The sequence below is a fragment of the Peribacillus loiseleuriae genome, assembly GCF_001183985.1.
GTDB classification, from domain to species: domain Bacteria; phylum Bacillota; class Bacilli; order Bacillales; family DSM-1321; genus Peribacillus; species Peribacillus loiseleuriae.
This window is the reverse complement of record NZ_LFZW01000001.1, coordinates 1,922,718-1,942,333: the sequence shown is the minus strand read 5'-3', so window position 1 is coordinate 1,942,333 and position 19,616 is coordinate 1,922,718. Positions and strand designations below refer to the sequence as shown.

Here is a 19,616-nt window from a genome sequence, read left to right as displayed (position 1 = left end):
TGTTACCTTACCATTAGCCCTCCAAGACTCGCTACGAGTGAATGGCTAGTTCTTTCTCGACGGGAATCCCACCCGCTATATGATACGACCTAGGCTCGGCCGCACAAGCACCCTTTAGTGCATTAACAATTGGTGATAGTTATTACAGGAATGCTGCACCAAACCCATATCTTAGAGATTCCATTTTCTATGATAATAATAAATTGTCAGAAGTACGATGAATTCGGATGTTGGGATTGCGAGCCAGACGCCTGTTAATCCAAATAATCGAGGCATGATCATAAGCAAGATTAGCAAAACGATAATTTCGCGTGCTGCAGTAATCCATGTTGCCATTCGGATGTGTCCGATAGATTGATAATACGTCATCATGACAAAATTTGTTCCCATAAAGAGATATGCGATGAAGAATAGTTTAATGCCAGATACAGCCAGTGTCACCACTTCTTCAGAGAAATCACCGAACAAGCTGACAATCTGTGTTGCTGCAAATTGACCGATTAACACAAATAAGATACCAGCTACCAAAGCTGTCCCGATCGCAAGCCTTATTGTTTGTTTGATCTTCTTTTCATCTTTGGCTCCACTATAATAACTAATCAGTGGTTGGATGGCGGATCCCATTCCTAAAAACAATAGTAACATTACACTATGAACATAATTCAAAATCGTAAATGCTGATACACCGACAGTTCCGACGAGACTTTTAAACGCGAGGTTATGCGAAATCGTAAAAACTGAAATCCCGACTTCTGCAAGAAAACTTGGGAAACCAATGACTAATATAAGCAGAGCAAGCTTCTTATCAAATTTGAAACGCACGAAACGTAAGTTGCTTTTTTTTCTGAAAAAATGCGTACAAAGTATGATAAGTCCACTAAATGCCCCTAAGACTGTCGCAGCAGCTGCACCTTCCACGCCAAAATCAAGCACGAATAAAAACACATAGTTCAAAATGATATTGACAACTGACGTGGTAATAAGCGCAATCATTGCTACATTTGGACCGCCATCATTTCTCACTAAAATACTAAAAGCATTTTCTACAGTGAAGACAAACCCAAACAATAACATGACGTTCAGATAATCCGATGTATATTCAATCGTATCAGCATTCGCGCCAAGTAAATACGCGAGTTCTGTTCTAAATACAAAGGCAGTAAGTCCGATGATCATCGTCAAGATAAATATAGAGCTTATGGCATGTGAAAAAATGATACGTGCTTGATCTGGTCGTTTAGCGCCCATCATAGCGGAATAACGAGTTGCCGCACCGATACCAATCCACAATGACATGGCGACAAAAATGGTATAGACTGGTCCAGCAATACCCACACCTGCCAGAGCCACTGGACCTAACTTGTTGCCGACCATAATTCCGTCAATAACAATATTGACAGCCATCAGCAACATTCCGACGATTGAGGGGATTAAATACCTCAGGAAAGATTTTCCTACTGATTCTGTATCTATACGGTTTATTATTTGTTCTTTTTCCATTGCTATTTCAAATCCTTATCTATTAATTGGTTTAAAAAACCCAAAAAAATATTTTTGTTTTTATAGTTTTCTTAGGGAGAAAAGAAACTGGCATATTATGTGCCAGTATATTCATCATTTTTTTCAGTCAGAATTCCACTCAATAATACATCCACAATCGTTTCAAATGATTCTGTTACTGAGATACTATGCCCTAAAAAGAATTGTCTATCAAGCGTTATATTCGAAGCCCCAATAATCAGTTTCATCAATAAGTCGATGTTCATGTCCTTAATGATCCCCGATTGGATTCCTTCTTCAAGAAGTGCTTTAAGATCATCCCACTGATTCAATTCGCGATTTACGCGTTCCCATTGTTCAGGGTAGAACCGTTTCAATTGCTCCAAAATACGCAAATCGTAAAACTCATTGTATTTAGGTAAGACAACAATAGTTTTTTTTATTTTTTCCGCGAGTGTGAATTCAGGATTGTCGATAATTAGGCGAGTCTGTTCGTCAAACTCACTAAGCGTCAAATCGATAATGGAATCAAGAATATCTACCTTTGATGAAAAAATTTCATATAACGTACGCTTACTTATCCCAAGTCTTTTCGCCAGATCATCCATTCTGAACTTAATGCCATTATTTCTAGTTTCTTCAATGAATGCTTGTATGATTCGTGTCTTCAACTTATATTCCCCCTTAAGAAAACTTAAAAAACTTTTTTAGTTTTTATGGTTCTTTTTATGGTTCAATGATACTACAGTTGTTGAAGTTATGCCAACTCGGATTATCAACAGTCGATAAACAAGCAAGGATAAATAAAGAGGAAATAATTTTATGAGCGAAAATATTCAAAAGAAATAAGCCTAGATCACTCAAAAGATGAAAAAAAATCTATTTCTACTAAGGTTATTGCGACTAAACAAATGCCAAAAGAAAGGATTCTTATGATGACTACTTTATCGCAAATACTTTAATTCCTTATATAATAAATACTTTGACAACCTTCCGAAAAATACCTCCTTATTCAACTAACCTGCCCCGTTAGTCTCGTTGGGCAATTGAAACGTTTTTCCGCTGGATCAAACAAAATTTAAACGTTCCAGTGTTATTTGGCACGACAAAAAATGCGGTGTTCAACCAACTCTTCGCAGCGCTTATTGCGTATGTTTTATTGAAATGGTTGCACGTTCAAGCTCGTAAACAAATCCATCGCAAGCCCTTATCACTCACAGATTTTCAGCGATTGCTTCTTTGTGATGCTTTGCCCTTTAAATGGCGACTCGCACTCAAAGAAATCCTCGGAAGGTATCGTTTGGTTTATAATGAACCTGTATAATTTTGGTTAATCAACACATGTGTTAAAGAACTTTATTATTCGTGAACAAAAGTTACAGAAAAAATTAAAGCGCAAGTAATCTATGAGCTAAGGAAACAATTCAAAGTCATCGACTTAATTAAGATTGCAGATATTCCAAGAAGTACTTATTATTGGGTAAAACAACTGAATCGTCCTGATAAATACCGAGATGTTAAAACAGTCATCGAAGAAATTTTTCATGAGCATAAAGGTCGTTATGGTTATCGTAGATTGGCTAAAGAATTAATGAAACGCCAGATTCTACTGAACCCGAAGACCATACTTCGTTTAATGAATCAATTGGGACTGAAATGTCTAGTACGTTTGAAAAAATATCGTTCTTATCGTGGAAATGTAGGTAAAATTGCACCGAATATTTTAAATCGTGATTTTTCTGCAAAGAAACCGAATCAACAATGGGTAACGGATGTAACAGAGTTCCATTTGTTTGGAGAAAAACTGTATCTATCCCCTATTTTGGATTTATTTAATGGAGAGATCAAGGCTGGCAGTATCAAATGACACTCAAACAAAACAATAGTACTCAAAATATGTCCCGTAAAAGAAATTGTTTAGATAACGCAGTTATTGAAAACTTCTTTGGCTTATTGAAATCTGAGTTACTCTATCTCCAAAAGTTCGAAAGTATGGAACACTTCTAGCAAGAACTAGAAGAATATATGTACTATTACAATTACAATAGAATGAAGGCAAAATTAAAGGACCTGAGCCCAGTAGAATACCGGATTCAGGTCCAAGAAGCTGCCTAGATTTTTTGTCTAACTTTATTGGTTCAGTTCAGCTCGGTGCTTTTTTATCTGTAGACGATTTTCACATCACTTACTTTCGAACAAGCTTATTCACAATGCCTTCTTTCTCTAGGATTTCTCGTTGTTTTTCACCGAGAAGATCGTAATGAGAATAACCATCCTTTCGAATGTGAATCCATTCCCACTTTAGACCATACCGCGCTCCCCACTCAGCTAGCTGCCTCAAATCATTACAGCCTACTTTCGTAACAGTATCGCAATCTGGAAATCGATCATCCAGCCAGTAATGGGTAATAACTGCAATTTCGCCGTTATCTATTTTCTTTTTCCACTCAGTAATGTCATTACGTTTGATACCAAATGCCAAGACAAGCACCTCCATTTCTAAAGTTGCTGTCATTACAACGAATGCACTCGTTTTTTTGAACTTTTTGACTATTATTCATTCTTTTTCTTGTTCATTTCATATGCCTCATGCCAATCTGGCAAATGACGTTTAATTGAAATCGGTCTAAAGCTTTCTTTTTTTACACAAACATGAGCAGATCTAGCAGATACAGCTAATTCTTCATTTCCGGTAAGAATTTCATATCCATAAACAACACGTAGTCCATCATATGACTCAATCCATGTTTTAACAGTGGCTGTTTCGCCGTAACGCAGTGGTTTTTTATAGGATACCTGGATATCAATGACAGGAGATAGAATGCCATCAGCCTCCATCTCTGCATAATTAAAACCCAAATCTTTAATCAGTTGAGTTCTTCCAATCTCCAGCCAAATCACATAATTGGCATGATAAACTACGCCCATTTGATCCGTTTCTGCATATCGTACTTCAATCTTTTTATCTGATACTAACATTACATCTCACTCTTCCCTAATTTTTCTGCTGCTTTTTTCAAATCATCTGTCGTTAAGACGGTCAAATCTTGCGGATCTTTTTCACTCGACTCGTTTATTAACCGCATTGCTTGTTCTTGAATAGCTTCATCAATTAAACTCGTTGCAAAGCGCCCATTCCCCTTAACTTGATATAAGGTTAAATATTGCATCAACCAACTAATTGCTTGGTCTTCCAATTTGTATTGATAATGAATTGCATAATTTTCAATAATTTGTAAAAGCTCTTCAGTTGTATAATCAGGAAAATGAATAAATTTGCGAAAACGAGAACGAAGACCCGGATTACTTTCAAGAAGACTGTTCATTTCATTGCTATATCCAGCAAGGACTACAACTAGGTTCTCATTATGCTTTGTCATTTCTTCAACTAGTGTATCGATGACTTCTTTTCCAAAATCATTTTCTGATTTACTAAATAAGGAATAAGCTTCGTCAATAAATAAGACACCACCTAGTGCTTCGCGAATCTTTCTCTTCGTTTTAATGGCTGTTTGTCCAACATACTCGCCAACAAAATCGGAGCGACCTGCTACAATCAAATGGCCCCTTTTTAGCATCCCTGTTTCTTTTAAAAACTCCGAGTATATTTTGGCTACCGTCGTTTTACCTGTCCCAGGATTCCCAGTAAACACCGCATGTGATTGAATAGGAACGGCTTGAAGACCATGATTACGGCGAACTTGCTGCATCTCAACAAATGCAATGATCGCTTGTACTTCTTTCTTAATTTCCTCTAAACCTATTAATAAACCTAGCTTTTCACCTGGAGAGATTGTAGGCTTTATTTCATTTCGCCGGAAATCTTCCCCTGTAAGTGACGTATAATGGAGAATTGGTTGTTCATCTAAGTCTGTACGAGCTCCTCTATTAAAAATAGCGTCGCTTACGATAGATCGTACGGTTCTTGCATTTCCAAATGTTTCATCTACTTTTTCCGCCTCAATGCGAAGCTCAAGCTCATTACTTGCATCCTTCGTCATAATATAATCATTATCTCGCGCCATCCCTTCCGCAAGTTGTAACAATTCCTCGGTTGTATAGTCCGGGAGTTGGAAATGATTAGACTGAGGGAATCTGCTCCTTAAGCCCGGGTTAGCCTGTAAAAATTGACGCATTTCATCAGGATAACCGGCTAATATCACTGCAAATTTACCTGCGTATTTTTGATTACTCATCAGTGAAACAAGCGTGTCAATTGCTGTTTGTCCATAATCATTCCCAGATTGACCTTCTCGTTTTAAACTGTACGCTTCATCGATAAATAGTACACCACCAAGAGATTTCTCCACAGCATTTTGAACTCTTTCTTCTGTTTGACCGATGAATGAGCCTACAAGCTGGGAACGATCTACTTCTATGACCTCTTCACGGGGAAGTACACCTAATTCATGATAAATTTTAGCAAGAAGTCGAGCAATGGTCGTTTTGCCTGTTCCTGGATTACCAGTTAGAACCATATTTAGACTTAGCTCATCTTTAATTTGAAGACCAAGTTCTTTTCTTTTATTTTGGTATTGTAGGAAGCGATAATACTCGTTCATTCTATTTTTTACTTCAGTTAACCCAATCATTGATTGCAGTTCGGCAAGTGCATCTTTGGTTTGGGGTAAGACCCCGTTGTTCGTTTGAAATAAATCAGTCCACTGTTTTTTCACTTCCATAATACGATCCAGATGTTCTTTCATATCATTGAAATGTGTCGAAGTATGAAATACACCTGAAATGGACTCCTCATATTCCTTTGCAGCTTGAAGTAGCTTTGTAAACCCTTTAGATGCTTCAAAAAGCAGAGAAATTGCCGTTTCATAGTTTTGGATGATATCAAAGTCAACATGATTTTTTGCCTGTTCTAGTGATTGTTCAAGATTACTACGTTCTTCTGCCATCGCTCCCATATATTTCTTACATAAAGAAATATACTCTTCGGCTATTTTTTTCTTTGCTGTACGATTATCTGTTTCACGTATTAATGGAAATTCGATGGTAGAAAACACTTCACGGTATTTCTTCCAACCAGAGCGTACTAGAAGTTCATTTGCCCGCTTATTCTTCGCATCAGCGCTGACCGCTTCTCTGAGCCATGTTTCATATAGTGAGTTCTCTCCATGAAGAAACTTCTGGCTTTCGGCAAGCATGCTAAATAGCTCTGATTTGTAAGAATACGTACCTGCTGGTGAATCATCGTTTTCAATCTCAGCTAAGACATTCAAAATCGTATGTAAATCACTTATATACCCATTTTTATTTATTTCTTCTGTTAATTTTTTTATTTTTTCTTCATAATAATTATGATCAAGCATATTCCTAGTATCCATTATTATCCCATCTTCCAGTTACGAATTCCTCTCCATCTTATCATATCAAGCTGTCCCTTTTCTCGTTGCAAGAACAGTTCATCTTTTTCCTCATAAAAAAGAAGAAAGAATTCCTTCTTCCTTCTTTTTGACCGTCTATTTAAAGTTATTCATTCATATCCATTCTCTCGGGCTTGCTTTTCATCTTCAATTTCACTTTTAAAAGATTCAATGCTTTCTTGTCTTCGTTGATTTTTTTCCTTTATCGCATTTCTACCATCACCTGAAGCGAACTCCAATGTTTCTTCAGCTGCTTCGATATTTTCCATCGTGTTCTGAATCATATCTTCAAGTTTTTCCACATTATCACTACGATCATCCGGATTCTGTTTATGATTCATCGAAAATACCTCCTACCAAAAAATTAAGATGTCATTAGTTTACATAATTATATTTTTATGAACTAAACATACTATTCACCCTTCGTTTGAATAACTTGAGGCTGCTGGCCGCTTTGGTCTTGCATTTGTTTGCCTTTATTCCCACCTGCAGTTCGAGATTTTGTTCCCGTTTGGTTTGGCGCAAAATGTTTAGAATCTTTTTTAGGATTGCTCATCAATTTTCCCCTCCTCAAGAATAGGATGACCAAATGATAAGCAAACATGACCGGAATTATTTGTTAAATGCTACTCCGCTTTTTGTAAATGTCTTCGTTCAATACGATCTTCAATTTTTGCCAAACGCTCTTCGTCTTGCAACAATTCTTGCTTATTTTCATTAATTAACTCTTCAAAAGTCTTTTTTTTTCGTTTCAAACCCTTCACCCACCTACCAATTGTATTTATCACTACTATTACCAATTAATGAATGATTTATAAGTGAACTTTCAAAAAATTCAATTAGCTGAATACATAAAAATGACGAAATCATTTGATTTCGTCATTTCATATCCTCAATATATTTTTCCATGGATTGCAGGGACACTTGACCAATATGTTTTCGGCTTATAAGTCCTTCACTATCTATAAAATATGTAGTCGGCATTGCCGCTACCTTATATCGTTTATTTACAGCGTTTTTTATGTTTTGAGAATCTAACAGGATTGGGAAGGTAACTCCCATTTCATCTACAAAGGTTTGAACATCGTTCTGCGGATCCAAATTTATCGCAAGGATCACCGTATCCTTCCCTAAACCTTTAGCAAACGTCTCCATATCAGGCATTTCCTCGCGGCAAGGGCCACACCAAGTAGCCCAAAAATTAAGCATTACCTTTTTTCCTTGATAATCCGATAACTTTACCTTCTCACCACTTAGTGTTTCCAATTCAAAGTCTGGTGCCTTTTGGCCAGTATCAAGTCCGCTTCTTGGCTCCATAGCCTGAACTATAGCGACAGCAATGAGCACCACTAGAAAAACTGCTGCAATTATTTTTTTATACATATGTATTCACCTAATTCTATTGGATAATTTTAATATGTCGTTTGGTACTCTACTACAACTTACCAACATCCATAGAAGTTATAAAGTTTTTAACCAGTCAGGCAACAATTTGGGTTAATCCTTCATTAAATTCACATAATTTACAAAAAAGAAAGAGGATGCCCCTTTTGTAAAAGAGCGACCCCAACACTACTACATACAGTTTAAATGAAGTGTAAGACACTATAACCGTGTGGTACGTGAAGTCAGACCTTTTTGGGACATCCTTATTTCTGTAGTAAAATTAACCTTTTAATTTATCGCGCAAGACCATTTGTAAGATACCGCCATGACGGTAGTAGTCAATTTCTACTTCAGAGTCAAAACGAACGAGTACTTCAAATTCTTTTTTGTTTCCAGCTTCATCAGTAGCTGTAACTTTTACGATATCGCGTGGTTTTACAGATTCATCAATTTGAACGTCGATTGCTTCTTTACCTGTTAAGCCAAGTGTTTCAGCATTTTCACCTGCTCTGAATTGAAGCGGTAGAACACCCATTAATACTAAGTTAGAACGATGAATACGTTCGAAGCTTTCAGCGATCACTGTTTTGATGCCTAAAAGGTTTGTACCTTTAGCCGCCCAGTCACGCGAGCTTCCCATCCCGTAGTCTTTACCGGCTAAGATAGCAAGACCTGTACCATCTGCTTTATATTTCATACAAGCATCATAGATTGCCATAACATCGCCAGTTGGCCAATGCGTTGTAAAGCCACCTTCTGTACCAGGAGCCACTTGGTTACGGATACGAATGTTGGCGAAAGTTCCACGCATCATGACTTCATGGTTACCACGACGGGAACCATATGAGTTGAAATCACGTGGTTTTACGCCATTTTCACGCAAGTAAATACCAGCAGGTGTGTCTTTACCAATTGCACCTGCAGGAGAAATATGATCCGTTGTAACGGAATCACCGAATTTACCTACGATACGTAAGCCCGAAAGCGCATCAACAGTACCTGGTTCAGGTGACATTCCTTCAAAGAATGGCGGATTTTGAATATATGTTGAAGTTGTATCAAACGTGTACAATGCTTCATTACTTGTTTGAATTTCATTCCAACGTTTATTGTCATTGAAAACTGTTTCATATTCTTTACGGAACAATTCTGGTGTGACTGTTGCTTTAACAACAGCATTTACTTCATCTTGAGAAGGCCAAATATCTTTTAGGTAAACATCATTCCCATCTTGATCTTTACCTAATGAATCATTTTGTAGATCGAAATCCACTGTTCCAGCTAAAGCATATGCTACAACTAGTGTTGGAGAAGCAAGGTAATTTGCTTTCACCAATGGGTGGATACGTCCTTCAAAGTTACGGTTACCGGAAAGTACAGATGTTACAAGAAGATCGCCTTCAGCGATTGCCGCTTCGATTTCATCAGCAAGTGGACCTGAGTTCCCAATACACGTTGTACAGCCGTAACCAACTACGTTGAAGCCTAATTGATCCAAGTAAGTCTGAAGACCTGCATCACGTAAGTATCCAGTAACAACTTTAGACCCTGGTGCTAATGATGTTTTTACATAATCGGGAACCGTCAAGCCTTTTTCTACTGCTTTTTTTGCAATTAAACCAGCGCCAAGCATAACATACGGGTTAGACGTATTTGTACAGCTTGTAATTGCAGCGATTGCAATTGCACCAGTTTTCATTTTTGACTCATGCCCATCTGTGAATTTCACTGTTACTTCTTTGTCAATTTCAGAAGATTCCAATCCAAATCCTTGGTTCCCCATAGGTGCATTAAGCGCTTCTTTGAATGATTGTTGCATTTGAGAAAGTGGAATTAAATCTTGTGGACGTTTAGGACCAGAAAGATTCGGTTCAATTTCAGATAATTCAAGCTCAATAACATCTGTGTAAACTGGATCTTCTTTGTCAGGTGTATAAAACATTCCATTTGCTTTGGAATATGTTTCAACGATCTGAATAAGTGTTTCGTCACGGCCAGTCAAACGAAGATAGTCAATTGCTTCTCCATCAACTGGGAAGAAACCACAAGTAGCACCATATTCTGGAGCCATGTTAGCGATTGTTGCACGATCAGCTAACGGGAGATTGGTTACTCCAGGACCGAAGAATTCAACAAATTTACCAACTACACCATGTTTACGAAGCACTTGTGTCACTTTTAAGGCAAGGTCAGTAGCTGTGGTGCCGTTAGGTAGTTCACCAGTCAGTTTCACCCCTACAACCTCAGGAACTGGGAAGTATGAAGGTTGACCAAGCATGCCAGCTTCTGCTTCAATCCCACCTACACCCCATCCAAGAACTCCAATACCATTAATCATTGTTGTATGAGAATCTGTACCAAACACAGAGTCTGGGTATACTTCTAAGTCCCCATTTGGAGTGTTAACAGATTGAACGACATTCGCTAAGTACTCAAGGTTAACTTGGTGAACAATCCCCGTTGCTGGTGGAACCGCGCGATAGTTGTTGAATGATTTTTGAGCCCAACTAAGGAATTGGTAACGCTCAGCATTTCTTTCAAACTCAAGATCCATATTAACTGCAAGTGAATCTAAAGTACCTGCTTTATCTACTTGTACAGAATGGTCAATTACTAAATCAACTGGAATTTCAGGATTGATTTTATCAGGATCTTCCCCAAGAGCAGCCATTGCACCACGTAAAGATGCAAGGTCAACAACAGCCGGTACGCCTGTAAAATCCTGTAGAATTACACGTGCAGGTTTGAATGGTACATCAATGTCTTTTAATTCGCTAGTCCCCCACTTAGCTAAATTATCAACATGTTCTTTTGTAATAACTCTGCCATCTACTTGACGCAATACCGCTTCAAGTAAAACTTTAATAGAATATGGAAGACGAGAAACGTTTCCAACTCCTGCTTTCTCAAGCGCTTCCAAATTATAATAGTTATAGCGCTTTCCATCGATTTCAAAAGAAGAGCGCGATTGATACACATCATTTTTTGTCATCAGAATATTACCCCCTATAAGACTTTACGAAAAACATTTGAACATAAAAAGTTAAACGTGGTATGTAAGAATTTCCACATCACCATGTCCTTCTTACAACTATATAAAAAAAACCCCTTTTTTGTCGAAAAGTTTGAATCTTCTCCCATCAAAACTTTTCTTACAAACTAATAGTAATATAGAAATGAGCATAAGTAAATAACAAGTAAGTTATTGTTTTTGATAAGTTTTTCTTATGTTAATCACTTTCATAAACTTCATTTCCTTATTATATATAACTTTTTCCACATTTACTCTTTATAGTAATTAGCTTTTTCACCATAACTTTTCATATGCCTTCGAAAGGTTAGTGGTCAAACATTGTCTTTTGGTGGTCACTTATACTGCATTCCCTATTTCCTTTAAAGCGTTCAGTAGCATGGGCATAATCTGAACGAAATTCTAACCTAATCCTGCATTTTGAATGCCACGCCATGCCCTTGCGCTTTTGCCTAACATAAAGAAAAAACAAGCGCTAACAATGAGAACTGAACCTACAGGAAAACTTAGCGCGACCATCAGATCCACTAAAGGATCCAAAGTATTGTGTGGCTCCGACCGGAATTGCTTCTGGATCTGACGCAAAGGCACGTAAAGGAGTTTTAAAATGGGAAATAAGCCCTCTCTCTGAGAAGGCTGCTTTAAATATGCTTCACGTTTCAAAGAGTACTATGTCTGATATGGTCGGGCGTTTAACATTATATTTTTGTTACTAAAGCATAATATCAACCGCAAAATTTGACTTTAATTATACATAAAAAAGGGATGATTCCCATAACTACTGAACCATCCCTTTTTTATTATACTTTTCAGTGGCTTGTTGAATCGACTGCCTTTTTTCTTCTATTACGTGAATAGTACTTTAATTTATCACGAAACCTACTTAATCATCTTCCTTTACTTCACGTTCGTTTAAAGATTGAACAGGTCGATGGTTGTCAGGGAATATTTTTCGAAATTTATCTATTTGTTCTTTAGACATTTCTATAGGCTCCTCCAATACAATCCATTTAACAGCTTCTGAACATGGAGGAGTTGTTAAAGAACCATTATATCGAAACGAATCTTTATCTTTTGGCAATAAGTTCATTAAGTCGATGGACTCTGCCAATTTAACATCTTCTGTTGTTTCTTCTGTTGGAATGACGTTCCAAGCCTTTTCTAGATAAGGATTTGATGCTCCCTCCTTAATCATTAAACCAAGAACAGCTAATTGATTATTAGCATCCTTATGTACAAGATGTAATTCCATATCAAAATTCTGCCCATTAAATTGGTGTTCACTTGGTGTATGGAAGTGGAATTGCGCTAACTTATATTCATTATTGTCCACTACAATAGAGTTATCTAGGGTCTGTGGGTTGGCCTGAATCGTATGTCCGTTGTTACTCAGGGAGAATCCAGTAGGTTTATAGTTAATATCCAGATCCTTTATTTTTTCATCTTCTATAACTTTTGACATTTCGATATTGACAGGGGACTGCTCTTTCCCGTTTGTACATGCAGCGTAATCAGGATTTATATCACCCCAATGTTCCGGTCCTGTTTCCCCTTCGTAAGACCAATGCGCTGTATGTACTTCATTTGACTTTTGCTCTTCTTTTGTAACATCTTTTTTAGCCACATCGGGTAATGTAGAAGAACAAGCTGTTAACGATAGAACGAGAAAAATTATGAAAAATGAATAAAATATTTTTTTGGCTTGCATGATCTTAAACTCCTTTATTCTAATGGATGTAATAAATGTATTATACCTCTATAATTGCATTCAATGTACCTTTGAATAGCCAATTTGATCTAAATAGGATTTTGTGCTTAGGGGCAAAACCCATAAAATGTGGCACCAACATTACGGTGGTCCCACAACGGAATAAAAATATGTGCCCGATGTACCAACAAATAATAAGAATGAATAGGGACTGATAAATAAAAAAGGATAACTCCGACTTTAATTTCTTTTCCTTCATCAATAAATCTACTCCCTTAGAATAAGAAAAGGCTTTATAACGATAGCTTTTTTCTGTACCTCTTTCCCAAAATAATTGTATTAGGAACTTCTACAGTTTGATAGAGGATATCCGTTATTTTTAGTAAGCGTTGTAATGATTTCAAGAGTTTCTTTTTGTCTCTTTGTAAGTTTTAGGCTAAGCATGATTTACTCCTTTTCGAATACGTGGTTTAGCAGCTGATAAAATGTTGGCTTTAATAAATATCCTTGGTTGCCTTTTCTTAAGACAATATGCACAGATGAATTTTTCCTCAATCCCCTTAACAATTATGAGGCGATCCGTAATAACGCCTTTATTATTCATATACATAATTGCTACAGGTATTTGTTTCTCAAGTGAAGTAATGAATAAGGCCCTTTCAATGTAGGTATGGCCACAATTATACAGAAAATAAATTTATTATTAATAGAACAACCGACATATTAATAATATAGATGATTTTATAAATAAAAGTTATTTTATCAAAGGAGGATTGGAACTTGGATATTAGTTTTATTACTAGTCTGTCCTTATCTGGTTTATTAGGAGCGATTATTGGCTTAGAGCGTGAATTCCGTTCAAAAGAAGCAGGATTACGGACACATTTCTTAGTGGCCGTAGGCAGTACCCTAATAATGTTAGTATCTAAATATGGATTTACTGATATTATTCAGAATGATAATATCGTTTTAGACCCAAGTCGTATTGCTGCTCAAGTAGTAAGTGGAATCGGTTTTTTAGGTGCAGGTACAATCATCATACAAAAACAATTTGTTAGGGGACTAACAACAGCAGCTGGAATATGGGCAACTTCTGGAATTGGTTTAACTATTGGTGCAGGTATGTATACCATCGGGATTAGTGCCACTATTTTCGTTTTAATAGGATTAGAAATACTTAGCAGAGTATTTAAAAATTCATTACATCATATATTTTCTGTTAAGCTTAAATCAAATTCTAAGGCTTCAATAGAAACAGTTATAGATTGGTTTGAGTCTAATAATATTGAAATTACCTCATACGATTGTAGTGAATACCTAGAAGAGAATAAAACGCTATATAGTTTTGAAATTAAGGGTAAATTAAAAAGAGAAAAGGATAAACGGAAAATTTATAAAGCAATACAAGCATGTCCGGATATCCAAACCATTAGGATAGAATAAGTTATTTAAAAGCCCCTCTCGATTAAGAGAAGGGCTTTTCTTATCCATTTAAACAAAGACTTTCCTCCTATTTATCAAATATAAACAGTGTAAATTTGCAGTATATGCTGATGAAATCTCTACAGATAAACATTTATTGATGGTGTCCAATCCTAAATGATAAGAGAACATAACATGATTATATAGTAATACCTTTAAAGGAGGAGATCAACGATGGCCCAGATAGGTAACTGTTGTAATGATTCGTTAGTCGGTGTAAATGATGCATTATGTTTTACTATTGATATAGCTGATACGGATGGAACACCTTTAGTCCTTTGGAACGATGCCACTACTTTTGTCATTAATGGAACAATCATGGTAGAGAACAATGGTACTATTGGCGTTTCACCAACAGCTGCACTTACTGTAAACGGAACACCGATTGCCGGGTTTATTGTAGGTCCAGGTGAGGCTAAATCCGTTACTCTGAATGACATTAACTCAATTGGTATCATTGGAACAGGTGGAACACCAGCAGGCTCTACAGCAAGCGTTAAAGTATCTTTCTCTCTAAATTATAAGTTCTAATTTCAAATGAGAATGATTTTTCATATACTATTGATTTTCTGCTAATCGAATTAAGGACAACATAGTTATTATGCTAACTGGTACTTTACTTTAATAAGAGCGGTGTAGCAGATAATTTTAGGGGTAATATATTAGGTATAGGACGAGGCGCTTAGTCAGGTACACTACACCACCAGTGAGCCTTGCTCCTTTTTACGACGTTTATAAAACCTTAATCATTTATTCATAGTTTAGTAACATCTACTCGGTAAGATAAAGAAGTGAAGAGACCCCTACCTTTTTCAATAATATCCCATTATTTTGTCCGGCAAATGCCGGATTTTTTTGTGCTTTACGAAGATACAGTACATCTGCTACTCTTTACAATCCTCATATCTCTAGTATTTAGGGAATAAAATCTATCCTTAAGTCAGTATATTTTTTTCATTTTTAGCCAGTCTATAATAATCGGAGGTGATATAAATGATTAACCCAAATCCTAAAAAAGAAACACATGTAAAAAAGGAGCCACAACAAAGTATTGATGAAGTAGGCCTTGATGTAGAGGAACAAGCTATGAATGGACTATACGGAATGCCAGAAACTGATTTTGAAAATAGTCAAAACGATTCACAAAAATAAATCTGCGCAAGCATAGCTGTAAAGGTATGCTTACATCAAAACCGATGAATGTATTTGCTGTCTTATTCGTACTCTGCAATATCATTAGTGTCTGTTAATAACGTGTAATTTTCTTTAGTTGACTTATTTCTAAGCCTATTAATTTTTAAATAGGTATTCATACTAGAACTTGTATTATTGCACTCCATATACTATTAATGTCTCAATTAATAATATATGGAGGTTTTCAAATGTATAATAAAACTTGTGGTCATACTTTCGATTGTCATTGTCCACCACAAACTTTTCCTAACCAGTATGATCCACCTCAAATTTCACCAACACAACAAACGGTTAATACAAATGTGTTCAAAACTGTAGTGCCGCATATTCACCCTTCTCACACCACTACAGTTAACAAGCATTTGTTTAATCATCAACACTATTTCCCACAATCTCAATCAGTGGTAAATGAATGTTACGAAGAGCATTTAATGTGTGGTATGCCGTATAATCCTTGTTGTCATCCAAGACCATTCGGATGTTAACTTTTGAAAAGCCCCTTTTGGGGTTTTTCTTATTACTGAACTACTCTATAATGCACTCATAACGTGTCACATCATTTTCGAACTGTGCAACAAATTCATATCTTATGTCTAGGCTCTTTTCTCAAAGTTTGTTGTTTTTTATATAATACTCCATTAATACTTTTTATACATACAGGAATGTAGTAGAAACTCATATCATCCCCTATTTCGGTATTCAAAAGATTAAAAATATCACGCCAATTTTTCATATTTTAATCGGATGTTAGTGGTCAAGCGAGTGGTCAAATTGGCTCGGGTGAAAAACTTTGGTCTCTCTATTTTTCCTATGAAACCTCTTATTTATCCAGCAATTTCCGGACTTTTTTGTTGCACATCATCTTCAGGTTACTCATTAAAACAGGTTCCGAATTTAGGATTTCGTGGTAATTTGAATAAATAGCTACTATCTTATATAAATAAACTACTATTCTTATACAGGGGTGTATTTATGAATAGAACACTCGAAGAATTACAAACTGAAATTACGTTTGAAGCACGAAAAGGGTTTCCACTATTGTTATCTGGCGCAATTGTCTTTTTATTTTTCACCTTTATGCCCTCAGTTTTTTCAATGGACACTGTACATTTAATTTGGATTTTTGGTTTAGGCGCCATTTTTCCTTTTGGAATCCTAATTAGTAAAATTCTTGGTGTTAATCTATTTGCTACCGGTAACCCTTTAGGTACTTTAGGAGGGATAGTTGCAGCTCCACAAGATTTTTACATACCTGTATTTATAATTGTGTATATGCAGATACCTGAATATCTCCCTTTCACCATCGGGTTACTAGGAGGCTCTCATTTTCTGCCTTATATGTGGATTTATAAAAGCAGAGCTTATTTATTTGTACATTAGGTACCTGTCTTTCCTCTCTAATCTTAGGTGGGTTCTTTGTTAATCAAGCATTCTTTCTTGTACCTTTAGCAATCTCTATTGTGTATGGTATAGGTGTTCTTTTAATTCTTAAAGAACTTAAAACCAATCTAGCTTAATCACCTTTTTATTAGGTGATTTTTTATTTTAACGAGCACTTTTTCATTAAACTGATTATTGAATATTGCTTATTCTCACCTAACGCAATCTATGATAGGCTAGGACTGTCTGTTTTTAATGACAGCAAATTTAATTAGATTATATAGGAGAGATACTATGCCATTAACTTTTGCTCATCCAGCAGCAATACTGCCTTTCTCAAGAAAAAGTAAATATATTAATTTTTCGGCAATGGTTTTAGGTAGTATGGCACCTGATTTTGAATACTTCTTAAGAGGGCAGCCTTTTGGGGAGATTGGACATACCTTTATCGGCTTTCTTTTTTTAAATCTCCCATTAGTTACTTTAATTTACTTTATCTATCATCTCTTTATACACCAAACCTTATTTAATCACTTGCCAATATTTCTACAGGATTCTTATTCGAAAAAATCAGATTCAAGTACTAACTTGAAAATAATAGTTTTTTGCTATTCTGCTTTGTTTGGAATGTTAACTCACGTAATATGGGATTCTTTTACTCATATGAACGGGTTTATGGTAATAAATTCCCCTATACTCACTTACACGTTTAGTGTCTATGGATTTGACATACCTTTATATAAATTTTTACAACATGGCAGTACATTATTTGGAATAACTATGATATTTGGTTATTTATATTACAGAGCTTTATCTCAAAGAAGTCATAAAAATCTTGAAGTTTATCCAAAACAGAAATTCATTTATTGGTCGTCAATATTCTTTCTAACAACCTTGTCTGTAATACTTTGGTTTCTTATAGACTATGTTTCAGTCATGAGTTACGGCATAATAGTTGTCAGAATAATAGATTCAGCCTTGATGAGTTTATTAATTGTTTCTTTGGTTTTTAAATATCGACAAAATGAAAGCGAATAATTATAGGACTTCCAAAAAGGAGGTCCCATGGAAAACGCCCATATCTTTTCGTACATGCACTTCCATTAGAAATCTTTGGATACCAAACGTAAACGGTCTTCTAGCTAATGGAACTTTTAATATAGCCAACGAATTAGAAACGGTCGGTAAGCATCTTCATTTATGATTTTATTTTTGCTTGCCAACATACTCCTGATTATTTTTCCTTTTATCGACATTTAGATTTACATAGAAACCCCTTTTATGACCAAAACTATACATGGAGGTGATTTACATGGCTAAACGTAAGGCAAACCATATAATTCCTGGCATGAATGCAGCTAGCGCACAAGGGAAAGGTGCAGGATATAACGAGGAATTTTCTCAACCTTTAACAGAGGAACAAAAACAAAATAATAAAAAGCGAAAGAAAAACCAGTAATTGAAAAACCGCCAGTAAAGCGTTCAGCTGGCGGTTTTTTTGCATGAAGGGCATGGGGACGGGGCTTCGCGACTTAATAATCTAGCCAATCTACTTGGCAGATATACATACTTTATTAAGAAAGCACTTCAAAATCCGGCTCCGCACCGCCACCATTGTGATTAGGTAAGTGTAGCGTGCTACATGTGGTAAATAGTCGCGTTTTAACGCCATATTCGTTTTGTATCATGATTGTTCAACATCTTCGATCATACTTTGAAGATCCTCTTGGTACCGCTGTAGTTGTTCCCGTTGTTGCTCTGAGGCAACCTGCAGCGCACTTTGAATTTGTTGATATGCTTCATCCATTTCTTGCTTCACGTGTTTAAGCTGACTGCCATACTCAGGTCCGTCTTTAACAATTTCAAACATAGCTTCCTGAGCTTGCTTAAAGCTTTGGTCGGCTTCCTGAAATGCACGCCTTTTATCTTGTTTATCCAGCAATTTTGTCCACTCCTTTTTAGTAATCATCGAATTGCGATGTATGAGTAGGTTTTACCTATTGACATAGTTTATACGAGAAATAGAAAGTGAATCCGTGCATATTCTAAAAAATCCTGCTCATCATAAATGGTAAGAGGAGGGATAGAAAATGAACAAAAACGATGGCAAAGATATTAGGAAAAATGCTCCCAAAGGAGATAATCCAGGACAGCCTGCACCTTTAAGCGGGTCACATAAAGTAAAAAACAGAAATCACAGCCGCCAAAAACACAATTCTAGTCACGATATGTAAGCTGACGAATAACAGATAGCCCTAAAGTGTCTGACCTCACACTCTATATACAGTTTATAGTGTTACCTATCTATATGAACTATGTATAGAACGCGCAGTGTCTGACACTTTGTCTATCTGTTATATGAATTAAGCTCACTCACTAAAGCCTCGACCGCTTCACTGTATTTTCATTTATCAAGAAATAGCTTCTTTTTGCAAATAGCCCAAAGCTCCACCAAGTATAAACATTTTGCAGACTTAGGCTTTTTACTGAATGGGCCCTCAATAATTGAAGCAATCATATCTTCGTAATTTAGTTTGACCTGCTTTGGCCCCCTTCTTTC

General features: G+C 36.2%; 22 protein-coding genes and 1 pseudogene. 11 read left to right on the top strand and 12 right to left on the bottom strand.

All coding sequences use genetic code 11. From position 1 onward, the window contains the following. Positions 1–171: 171 nt before the first annotated feature. Both AC625_RS09170 and AC625_RS09165 read right to left on the bottom strand, forming a co-directional pair. Positions 172–1,500 carry an MATE family efflux transporter gene (locus AC625_RS09170; RefSeq protein WP_049681029.1) on the bottom strand — a complete coding sequence of 443 codons (1,329 nt, stop codon included), beginning with the start codon at positions 1,498–1,500 and terminating at the stop codon, positions 172–174. Between the two features lie 95 nt (positions 1,501–1,595). After that, positions 1,596–2,171 (bottom strand): TetR/AcrR family transcriptional regulator, encoded by a 576-nt coding sequence (locus AC625_RS09165; protein WP_049681028.1) that lies wholly within the window; start codon positions 2,169–2,171, stop codon positions 1,596–1,598. A 419-nt stretch (positions 2,172–2,590) separates the two neighbouring features. On the opposite strand from AC625_RS09165, the gene AC625_RS28505 reads away from it, so the two are divergent. Continuing rightward, positions 2,591–2,824, top strand: a complete 234-nt coding sequence (locus AC625_RS28505; protein ID WP_425415439.1) for a hypothetical protein — start codon at positions 2,591–2,593, stop codon at positions 2,822–2,824. A gap of 48 nt (positions 2,825–2,872) precedes the next feature. Continuing rightward, positions 2,873–3,615, top strand: a pseudogene (locus AC625_RS09160) (IS3 family transposase); the annotation flags it as partial. Positions 3,616–3,685: 70 nt separating this feature from the next. Here AC625_RS09160 and AC625_RS09155 read toward each other — a convergent pair. The 9 genes from AC625_RS09155 to AC625_RS09120 form a co-directional block, all read right to left on the bottom strand. Continuing rightward, positions 3,686–3,982: a hypothetical protein gene (locus tag AC625_RS09155; protein WP_049681027.1), complete on the bottom strand. Its 297-nt coding sequence runs from the start codon at positions 3,980–3,982 to the stop codon at positions 3,686–3,688. 71 nt (positions 3,983–4,053) lie between these two features. Then, the gene (locus tag AC625_RS09150; protein WP_049681026.1) at positions 4,054–4,479 is read right to left on the bottom strand and encodes an acyl-CoA thioesterase; all 426 of its coding nucleotides are present in this window, start codon (positions 4,477–4,479) and stop codon (positions 4,054–4,056) included. Next, positions 4,479–6,836, bottom strand: coding sequence for an AAA family ATPase (locus AC625_RS09145; protein WP_082191003.1), 2,358 nt, complete (start codon positions 6,834–6,836; stop codon positions 4,479–4,481). Before AC625_RS09145 ends, AC625_RS09150 begins: the two co-directional genes overlap by 1 nt. Positions 6,837–6,985: 149 nt before the next feature. Further along, positions 6,986–7,216 carry a small acid-soluble spore protein Tlp gene (gene tlp, locus AC625_RS09140; RefSeq protein ID WP_049681025.1) on the bottom strand — a complete coding sequence of 77 codons (231 nt, stop codon included), beginning with the start codon at positions 7,214–7,216 and terminating at the stop codon, positions 6,986–6,988. Positions 7,217–7,287: 71 nt separating this feature from the next. After that, positions 7,288–7,431, bottom strand: a complete 144-nt coding sequence (locus AC625_RS09135; protein ID WP_049681024.1) for an acid-soluble spore protein N — start codon at positions 7,429–7,431, stop codon at positions 7,288–7,290. A 70-nt stretch (positions 7,432–7,501) separates the two neighbouring features. After that, a complete protein-coding gene (locus tag AC625_RS25615) occupies positions 7,502–7,639 on the bottom strand; it encodes an FbpB family small basic protein (protein WP_400630699.1) in 138 nt (45 codons plus the stop codon). A gap of 115 nt (positions 7,640–7,754) precedes the next feature. Continuing rightward, the gene (locus AC625_RS09130; RefSeq protein ID WP_049681023.1) at positions 7,755–8,258 is read right to left on the bottom strand and encodes a TlpA disulfide reductase family protein; all 504 of its coding nucleotides are present in this window, start codon (positions 8,256–8,258) and stop codon (positions 7,755–7,757) included. A gap of 283 nt (positions 8,259–8,541) precedes the next feature. Next, positions 8,542–11,253, bottom strand: coding sequence for an aconitate hydratase AcnA (gene acnA / locus AC625_RS09125; protein ID WP_049681022.1), 2,712 nt, complete (start codon positions 11,251–11,253; stop codon positions 8,542–8,544). A gap of 922 nt (positions 11,254–12,175) precedes the next feature. Continuing rightward, complete coding sequence (locus AC625_RS09120) at positions 12,176–13,000, bottom strand: carbonic anhydrase (protein ID WP_049681021.1); 825 nt, start codon at positions 12,998–13,000, stop codon at positions 12,176–12,178. A 780-nt stretch (positions 13,001–13,780) separates the two neighbouring features. Between AC625_RS09120 and AC625_RS09110 the strand changes: the two genes are divergently transcribed. From AC625_RS09110 to sspO, 8 genes are all read left to right on the top strand, one after another. Further along, positions 13,781–14,443: an MgtC/SapB family protein gene (locus AC625_RS09110; RefSeq protein ID WP_049681019.1), complete on the top strand. Its 663-nt coding sequence runs from the start codon at positions 13,781–13,783 to the stop codon at positions 14,441–14,443. A 213-nt stretch (positions 14,444–14,656) separates the two neighbouring features. After that, on the top strand, positions 14,657–15,013 hold the full coding sequence (locus tag AC625_RS09105) for a DUF3992 domain-containing protein (protein ID WP_049681018.1): 357 nt from the start codon (positions 14,657–14,659) through the stop codon (positions 15,011–15,013). A 462-nt stretch (positions 15,014–15,475) separates the two neighbouring features. Then, positions 15,476–15,634: a DUF4021 domain-containing protein gene (locus AC625_RS25610; protein ID WP_082191001.1), complete on the top strand. Its 159-nt coding sequence runs from the start codon at positions 15,476–15,478 to the stop codon at positions 15,632–15,634. Between the two features lie 197 nt (positions 15,635–15,831). Continuing rightward, entirely contained in the window at positions 15,832–16,161 is a 330-nt protein-coding gene (locus AC625_RS25605; protein ID WP_425415438.1) for a CotD family spore coat protein, read from the top strand. Between the two features lie 152 nt (positions 16,162–16,313). Next, positions 16,314–16,427 (top strand): tyrosine-type recombinase/integrase, encoded by a 114-nt coding sequence (locus AC625_RS28500; protein WP_082191252.1) that lies wholly within the window; start codon positions 16,314–16,316, stop codon positions 16,425–16,427. A 221-nt stretch (positions 16,428–16,648) separates the two neighbouring features. Beyond that, positions 16,649–17,056, top strand: coding sequence for a DUF7010 family protein (locus AC625_RS09100; protein WP_245644964.1), 408 nt, complete (start codon positions 16,649–16,651; stop codon positions 17,054–17,056). A gap of 294 nt (positions 17,057–17,350) precedes the next feature. Beyond that, positions 17,351–18,094 (top strand): DUF4184 family protein, encoded by a 744-nt coding sequence (locus tag AC625_RS09095; protein ID WP_049681017.1) that lies wholly within the window; start codon positions 17,351–17,353, stop codon positions 18,092–18,094. 274 nt (positions 18,095–18,368) lie between these two features. Next, positions 18,369–18,515: a small acid-soluble spore protein O gene (gene sspO / locus AC625_RS09090; protein WP_049681016.1), complete on the top strand. Its 147-nt coding sequence runs from the start codon at positions 18,369–18,371 to the stop codon at positions 18,513–18,515. 225 nt (positions 18,516–18,740) lie between these two features. On the opposite strand, the gene AC625_RS09085 is transcribed toward sspO, so the two are convergent. Continuing rightward, positions 18,741–18,998, bottom strand: a complete 258-nt coding sequence (locus AC625_RS09085; RefSeq protein ID WP_156187481.1) for a DUF2524 family protein — start codon at positions 18,996–18,998, stop codon at positions 18,741–18,743. A 148-nt stretch (positions 18,999–19,146) separates the two neighbouring features. Between AC625_RS09085 and AC625_RS25595 the strand changes: the two genes are divergently transcribed. Beyond that, complete coding sequence (locus tag AC625_RS25595) at positions 19,147–19,290, top strand: small acid-soluble spore protein P (RefSeq protein WP_082190999.1); 144 nt, start codon at positions 19,147–19,149, stop codon at positions 19,288–19,290. Positions 19,291–19,616 lie beyond the last annotated feature (326 nt).